Source organism: Mycobacterium sp. (genome assembly GCF_036488105.1).
In the GTDB taxonomy this organism is placed as follows: domain Bacteria; phylum Actinomycetota; class Actinomycetes; order Mycobacteriales; family Mycobacteriaceae; genus Mycobacterium.
The window spans coordinates 1-7,543 of the sequence record NZ_DASXHW010000164.1 but is presented as its reverse complement, the minus strand read 5'-3'; the positions used below and the strand labels follow the sequence as shown (position 1 = coordinate 7,543).

Annotated in this window: 8 protein-coding genes and 1 pseudogene; 8 read left to right on the top strand and 1 reads right to left on the bottom strand. The window is 63.8% G+C overall.

Features of this window, described 5'->3' with window-relative positions; genetic code table 11:
* The 4 genes from VGH54_RS08575 to VGH54_RS08560 all read left to right on the top strand — a co-directional run.
* Window positions 1-793 (top strand): amidohydrolase family protein (locus tag VGH54_RS08575; RefSeq protein ID WP_331511518.1); only part of this gene is annotated, 793 nt, incomplete at its 5' end.
* On the top strand, window positions 777-1,196 hold the full coding sequence (locus tag VGH54_RS08570; RefSeq protein WP_331511517.1) for a nuclear transport factor 2 family protein: 420 nt from the start codon (window positions 777-779) through the stop codon (window positions 1,194-1,196). The genes VGH54_RS08575 and VGH54_RS08570, both read left to right, overlap by 17 nt.
* Window positions 1,193-2,281, top strand: coding sequence for an acyl-CoA dehydrogenase family protein (locus VGH54_RS08565; RefSeq protein ID WP_331511516.1), 1,089 nt, complete (start codon window positions 1,193-1,195; stop codon window positions 2,279-2,281). Before VGH54_RS08570 ends, VGH54_RS08565 begins: the two co-directional genes overlap by 4 nt.
* A 50-nt stretch (window positions 2,282-2,331) precedes the next feature.
* Window positions 2,332-3,075, top strand: a complete 744-nt coding sequence (locus VGH54_RS08560) for an acyl-CoA dehydrogenase family protein (RefSeq protein WP_331511519.1) — start codon at window positions 2,332-2,334, stop codon at window positions 3,073-3,075.
* Window positions 3,076-3,275: 200 nt separating this feature from the next.
* Here the strand turns inward: VGH54_RS08560 and VGH54_RS08555 are convergent.
* Window positions 3,276-3,874 (bottom strand): annotated as a pseudogene (locus VGH54_RS08555) (acyl-CoA dehydrogenase family protein); the annotation flags it as partial.
* Window positions 3,875-4,101: 227 nt separating this feature from the next.
* Between VGH54_RS08555 and VGH54_RS08550 the strand changes: the two are divergent.
* The 4 genes from VGH54_RS08550 to VGH54_RS08535 form a co-directional block, all read left to right on the top strand.
* Window positions 4,102-4,755, top strand: a complete 654-nt coding sequence (locus tag VGH54_RS08550) for a TetR/AcrR family transcriptional regulator (protein WP_331511515.1) — start codon at window positions 4,102-4,104, stop codon at window positions 4,753-4,755.
* A gap of 377 nt (window positions 4,756-5,132) precedes the next feature.
* The gene (locus VGH54_RS08545) at window positions 5,133-6,335 is read left to right on the top strand and encodes a cytochrome P450 (RefSeq protein ID WP_331511514.1); all 1,203 of its coding nucleotides are present in this window, start codon (window positions 5,133-5,135) and stop codon (window positions 6,333-6,335) included.
* Window positions 6,336-6,364: 29 nt separating this feature from the next.
* Entirely contained in the window at window positions 6,365-7,204 is an 840-nt protein-coding gene (locus VGH54_RS08540; protein WP_331511513.1) for a mycofactocin-coupled SDR family oxidoreductase, read from the top strand.
* Window positions 7,205-7,265: 61 nt separating this feature from the next.
* On the top strand, window positions 7,266-7,543 hold a 278-nt coding region (locus tag VGH54_RS08535), incomplete at its 3' end, for an SDR family NAD(P)-dependent oxidoreductase (protein ID WP_331511512.1).

The following is a 7,543-nucleotide window of genomic DNA, read 5'->3' as shown; positions in this document are numbered from 1 at the left end:
GACCGGTGGGCATCTGGACCCGACGATGTTCGCCGCGTTCGCGCCGCACGTACTGGAGTTGACGGTCGAGGAGGGCATCGCCAACGGGGTCGACGAGATCCGCAGGGCGGTGCGCTACCAGATCAAACACGGCGCGGAGCTGATCAAGGTCTGCTGTTCGGGCGGCGTCATGTCAATGACGGGACCGCCTGGCGCACAGCACTATTCGGATGAGGAGCTGCGCGCGATCGTCGACGAGGCCCATCGGCGTGGGATGCGGGTGGCCGCGCACACACATGGCGCCGAAGCGGTCAAACACGCCGTCGAGGCCGGTATCGACTGCATCGAGCACGGGTTCCTGATCGACGACGAGGCGATCGCGTTGATGGTCGAGCGCGGCACGTTTCTGGTTTCGACGCGACGGCTGGCGGAAGGAATGGACGTCTCGCATGCCCCGCCCGAGCTTCAGGCCAAGGCCGCAGAGATGTTCCCGAAGTCGCGGACCTCGATCCTGGCGGCCTACGAAGCCGGCGTGAAGATCGCGGTCGGAACCGACGCTCCCGCCATTCCGCACGGCAAGAACGCCGACGAGCTTGTCACGCTGGTCGACTGGGGGCTGCCGCCGTTGGCGGTGCTGCGGGCCGCCACCGTGGTGGCCGCCGATCTCATCAATGTGACCGACCGAGGCAGGCTGGCCGAGGGCCATGTTGCCGATATCATCGCCGTGCCGGGGGATCCATTGTCCGACATCGGCGTAACCCAGAAGGTGGGCTTCGTGATGAAAGGCGGCAAGGTTTATGTCCAACCGAATTGAGGACCTTGTCGAGATCCAGCAATTGCTGGCTCGCTACGCGGTGACGATCACGCAGGAAGACCTCGACGGATTGGTCGCGGTCTTCACCCCCGACGGTACCTACAGTGCGTTCGGCGAAACATATTCGCTGGACCGGTTTCCGGTGCTGGTGGACGCAGCCCCCAAAGGCTTGTTCATGACCGCGACCCCGGTGATCGATCTGGACGGCGACACCGCGACCGGAACCCAACCACTCTGCTTCATCGACCACGCCACCCACGACATGCGGATCGTTTATTACAAGGACAACTACGTGCGGACCGCCGACGGGTGGCGGCTGAAAACCCGTGCCATGACCTTTATCCGGCGCAGCGGCACACACGACTCGGGCCGCCCGCATGCAGTAGGACGCCCGCCTGCATGAAGGTCGAGCAGTTCCGGGCGGATCTTCGGGCCTGGCTCGACGAGCACGACCTCACGCCCGGGCCGGATCATTCGCTGCAGGGCCATATGCGGCAATACACCCGGGTGCTCAGGGCACTGTATGACGCCGATTGGATGCGATACGGCTGGCCTGTCGAAGTCGGCGGATTGGGTGGTCCGGCAATGCTTCGCGCGGTTGTGGGCGAAGAGGTAGTGGGCCGACGCCTGGCCGAACCTGGTCCCTATTCGATGCTCGAGGTATTGACGCCCACGATGATCGACTACGCGCCCGCAGAACTCGCCGCCGAAATGGTGCCACGCCTACTCAGGGGCGAAGAGCAATGGTGTCAGGGCTTTTCCGAGCCGGGATCGGGCAGCGACCTGGCGTCGCTGACTACCCGCGCGGTCCAGGACGGGGACAACTGGGTCGTCAATGGGCAAAAGGTCTGGACCAGCTTCGCGCAGTTCTCCACCCGGTGTGTTCTGCTCACCCGCACCGCACCCGGCCACGACGGCATCACCGCGTTCTTCGTCGACTTGGACACTCCCGGCATCACCATTCGGCCGCTGCGGACAATGCACGGGGTCGACGAATTCTGCGAGGTGTACTACGACGACGTGGTGGTGCCTGCGGAACGCATGCTCGGCCAGCCGGGCGATGGCTGGCGACTCGCGATGGACCTGCTGCCCTACGAGCGGTCCACCTGCTTCTGGCAGCGCATCGCTTACCTCTACTCGCGCCTCGACGAGCTGATCGCGGAAATGTGCGATCCTGACGAATATGAGCTCGGCGCAGCATATCTCGCCTTGCACACGCTGCGCTGCCGCTCTCGGGCAACGCAGCACCGCTTGGCCGACGGCGAACCGCTGGGGCCGCAGACATCGATCGACAAAGTGTTGCTGGCCGGCGCCGAGCAGCGGCTCTACGACACCGTGCGTGACCTGCTGCCCGGGACACTGGAGCTGGACGACACACCCTGGCGCTCCGAATTCCTTTACTCGCGAGCGGCGACCATCTATGGCGGCACCGCTGAGATCCAGCGCAACATCATTGCGCGCCGGCTGCTGGATCTGGGCAAGGAGTGAGCGTGGACAGCGAATCCTTGCGGCTGCTCGAAGACGGCTTGCGTAAGACAATGACCACGGCGTCCGGCCAGCAACTCGACGCCGCACTGGCCGGCCTGGGCTGGCTCGAGATGCTGGACGAAATGCCAGAATCCGCAGTCCCTTTGGTGTTCCGGTTGCTTGGTGAGACCGGCGCTCATGCCCCGGTGCTCAACGACGTCGTGCTACGTGCGGCCGGTCGTGAAGGCGGCGGCACGGTGCCGATGCGATACACGGGCGGATCCTGGGTTGTCTGGGCTCGGACCGGCGAGCCGAGCTCAGTGCTCGGCGGCGATTTGCCGATACACCCTGTGCCTGAGGGTGATTCAACGCCGGTTGCTGCCGGACGGCATGCGCTTGGGTGGTGGCTGGTGGGTGCCGCCCGCGCAATGTTGTCGCTCGCGCGCCAGCACGCCTTGGACCGCAGCCAGTTTGGTCGACCCGTCGCGTCGTTTCAGGCGATCCGACATCGGCTGGCCGAGACGCTGGTCGCCATCGAAGGCGCGGAGGCCACCCTGCTGGCCGCTGCAGCCGAACCTGACGAGCTGAGCTTGCTGCTCGCCAAGGCCGCCGCAGGCCAGGCCGCGCTGACCGCGGCGCGTCACTGCCAGCAGGTGCTTGGCGGTATCGGCTTCACCGCTGAGCATGAACTGCACCGACATATCAAGCGCGCGTTGGTTCTGGACGGCCTGCTCGGTAGCTCACGCGAACTTACCCGAGAAGCCGGGGCGACTCTGCGCGCCAAGGGATTTGCGCCGCGTTTGGTGCAGCTCTGAGCCGGGCTCACACCAGTCGCATCGGGTATCGGGCATCGGACATCGGACATCGGACATCGGACAGAACCAAGTACCGATGTGCCCGCCTACGAGCGAATTCGGCGATCACGCGCTTATGCAATCAGTGGTAATTCGCTCGGAGGCGGGCAATTCGACTATCTTCGGCGCACCGCAACGCATGTGACGAATGCGGCACCCGATCAGTTGCGAGGCAGGCCGAGTATCCGCTGAGCGATGATGTTCCGCTGAATTTCGGACGTGCCGCCGGCGATGGTCGCGGCGAAGCTGCGGAAGTAGCGATCGAACCAGCTGCCGTAATGGGAATCCAAGTTCAACGGGGCATACGGTCCGGTGACGGCGGGGTGCATCAGCCCGTCGACACTCGCGGCACCCAGCACGTGTTCGGTCGCGGTCTGCACCGCCTCGGACCCGAGCAACTTGAGCAGCGACTGGCCCGGCACATCTTCTTCACCACGGGCGGCACGCGCCAGCGCCACCGAACCGAGCAATCGCAGCGCCTCGCAATCCATCACCAGCGTGGCGTAGCGATCGCGTTCCAGTTCATTGGACGGCCGGAATCCTCAGTCATTTCCCGCAATTGGTCAGCGTAGCCCATCCAGAGCATGGTGCGCTCGTGACCCAGAGACCCGGTGGCGACTCGCCACCCCGGGTTGATCTCTCCGACCAGATTTTCGGCCGGCACGCGCACATCGGTGAAGAACACCTCGTTGAAATCTTGGTCGTCGAGGCCAGACGCCGATGCAAAAGGCCGGCGCGCAACGCCGGGACTGTCGGTCGGGAACGCCTCGACGTCGGTATCGAAGGTCAATTGCATAAACCCTCCCTCGCCGACCGGTAATTCGGGTTCTGCTTCCATGGAGAGCAGCGAGAGAATAGTATTCTCGTGCAGGGAAAGTTACAATCTCAGACACGTCGTCCCGCGAGGGGGCTAGCACACCAATGACACGGCGTTCTCCGGTACAGTCCAACCATGTTCTCCCCTCGCGGCAATCAACTGAGCCGTCCGTGACCAGCCCAAGCGAAGAGCCGGCCTGGAAACAGCGCGCCGTCGAGCGGTCGATCAAGACGGCAAAGCTGCGGGCCGCGCAACGCGTCCAGCGCTTCTTGGATGCGGCTCAGGCCATCATCATCGAGAAGGGCAGCACAGACTTCACCGTGCAAGAGGTCGTCGATCGGTCTCGCCAGTCGCTACGGAGCTTCTACCTGCAGTTTGACGGCAAGCACGAACTGCTGCTGGCGCTGTTCGAAGACGCGTTGAGCCGTTCGGCCGACCAGATTCGGGCCGCCACCGCCAACCACGATGACCCGATTGACGGGCTGAAGGTCGCCGTCGAGTTGCTGTTCGAGTCTTCGCGGCCCGACCCGACAGCCAAGAGGCCGCTGTTCACCGACTTTGCTCCGCGATTGCTGGTCTCACATCCCGCCGAGGTCAAAGTCGCTCACGCGCCCCTTGTTACTTTGCTCGCCGAATTGATGGAAGCCGCAGGCAATGCCAATGAGCTGCGCGCCGGCATCAACCCGCGCCGGATGGCGGCAATGACCATGCAAACGGTCATGTTCATCGCCCAGTCCAGCGGCGGGCCGGACGACGACTCCGCGCATCCCATCACCGCCGATGAGGTCTGGGACTTCTGCTCGCGAGGTTTCGTCGGCAAATAGCCGGCGAGAACCGGGTTACCGGTCAGCGAGAATTTAACTTACACTGACCGCCTCCCGGATCTCTGGACCGACTTGTTCACCTCCGCCGTCACCTCTCACACGGTGTGTGTCACCAGCCGTTCCGCACCGAAGACGGCACCCTCGTCGCGTCCTACGCCCAGGAAGCGTTGCTGCGCTTTCGCGACGGGGCCGGCAGATGACGCAAAAGCGTTCGCATATCGCACAAAACCAGTATTAGGAGAATTCTATTCTCCCTAACAGAGAATTATGAGTAGCGAAAACGGATTCCGCGTTGACACCCGCAGGTGGCTGGTGACAGAGTTGCCGCAGATTCTCAGCGCTACCAACTCTGCGCCCGCAGCGAGAGGCGAAGCTCCGTGACCGTGACTGCACCCGACGGCGTCTACTACGACCCGTACGACGTGGAGATCAATGCCGATCCATACCGGGCGTTCCGGGCGATCCGCGAAGAGGCGCCGCTGTACTACAACGAGCAGCATGACTTCTATGCGTTGAGCCGGTTCGCCGATGTCGACCGAGCGCTCGTCGACCACGAGACGTTCAGCTCGGCCCGCGGGGCGATCATTGAGCTGATCAAAGCCAACATCGACATCCCGCCCGGCGTGATCATCTTCGAAGACCCACCGATCCACGACGTGCACCGCAAACTGCTGGCCCGCATGTTCACGCCGCGCAAGATCAACGACCTCGAACCCAAGATCCGCGAATTCTGTTCGCACAGTTTGGATCCGATTACCGACGGAGACAGTTTCGACTTCGTCGGCGACCTCGGCGCGCAGATGCCGATGCGGGTGATCGGCATGCTCCTCGGGATTCCCGATGAATACCAAGAAGCCGCAAGGGATTTGACGAACGACCAGATGCGCACCGAGGCGGGAAAGCCGATGAAGGCGGCAGCCGAAGGCATGAACACCGGCGAGTTCTTCGCCGGATTCATCGACTGGCGTGCCGAGCATCCCTCCGACGACATCATGACCGATCTGCTGGACGTCGAGTTCACCGACGAGAAGGGCGTCACGCGGCGACTGACTCGCGAGGAGCTGCTCACCTACATCAGCGTGGTGTCCGGCGCAGGCAACGAGACCACCACCCGGCTGATCGGCTGGGCCGGCAAGGTGCTGGCCGAGCATCCCGACCAGCGGCGCGAGCTGGCCGAGAACCCCGCACTAATTCCCGCGGCCATCGAGGAACTTCTGCGCTTCGAACCGCCGGCTCCACACGTGGCACGCTACGTGACCCGCGACATCACCTACTACGGCCAGACGGTGCCAGAGGGCAGCGCCATGATGATGCTCATCGGTTCCGCGAACCGCGATCACCGCCAATTCCCGCCGAACGGCGACGTTTTCGACATTCACCGCGAACCGCGCCAGCACCTCTCCTTCAGCGTCGGTACCCACTACTGCCTGGGCTCCGCACTGGCGAGGCTGGAGGGGCGGATCGCGCTCGAGGAGATCTTGAAGCGCTTCCCCGAATGGCAAGTCGACCTCAACCGTGCCGCATTGTCTCCGACGTCCACCGTGCGTGGCTGGGACACGATGCCGGCGGTCATCGGTTGAGTAATCACAAGTAATGAAATGAGGAAATGATGGCGGGTCGAGTCGAAGGCAAGGTCGCATTCATCACCGGTGCGGCCCGCGGTCAGGGCCGCGCGCACGCGGTGCGGTTGGCCCAAGAAGGTGCCGACATCATCGCCGTGGACATCTGTAAGAAGATCGAAACCGTGGATCTGATCGCCGCGTCCACGCCCGAGGATCTTGCCGAGACCGCAGATCTGGTCAAGGGCCACAACCGCCGGATCTACACCGCCGAGGTCGATGTCCGTGACTACGACGCGCTCAAGGCCGCGGTGGACACCGGCGTCGAGCAGCTCGGCCGGCTCGACATCATCGTCGCCAACGCAGGCATCGGCAATGGTGGCCAGACGCTGGACAAGACCAGCGAAGCCGATTGGACCGCGATGATCGACATCAACCTCGGCGGCGTGTGGAAGACGGTGAAAGCCGGTGTGCCGCATATCCTCGCGGGCGGCAACGGCGGCTCGATCATCCTCACCAGCTCGGTCGGCGGCCTCAAGGCCTACCCGCACTGCGGTCACTACGTCGCCGCCAAGCACGGTGTGGTCGGCTTGATGCGCACCTTCGCCGTCGAGCTCGGCGCGCAGAACATCCGCGTCAACTCTGTGCACCCGACCAACGTCAACACCCCGCTGTTCATGAACGACGGCACGATGAAGCTGTTCCGTCCCGATCTGGAAAACCCCGGCCCCGAGGACATGAAGGTCGTCGGTCAGCTGATGCACACCCTGCCGATCGGCTGGGTCGAGCCCGAGGACATCGCCAACGCGGTGTTGTTTCTAGCATCCGACGAGGCGCGTTACGTCACCGGCGTCACGCTACCGGTCGACGGCGGCAGCTGTCTGAAGTAGCTTTCCGCCCACTGACCGGGGCCGTCGCCGCGGGCCGCGGCCCATCGGCTACCGTCGCGCCATGAACGGATATGAAGGCAAAGGCGCCGTCATCACCGGTGGTGCAAACGGGATCGGTTTCGCCACCGCAACCGAGTTCGCAAGGCGGGGAGCGCGTGTCGTGCTCGCCGACGTCGATAAGCCGTCGCTGGAGCAGGCGGTCGCGCACTTGCAGGCCCAGGGGTTCGAAGCGCACGGCGTGATGTGTGATGTCAGGTATCTCAAGGAGATGATCAACCTCGCCGACGAGGCATTTCGTCTTCTCGGTCAGGTCGACGTGGTCTTCAGCAATGCCGGCAT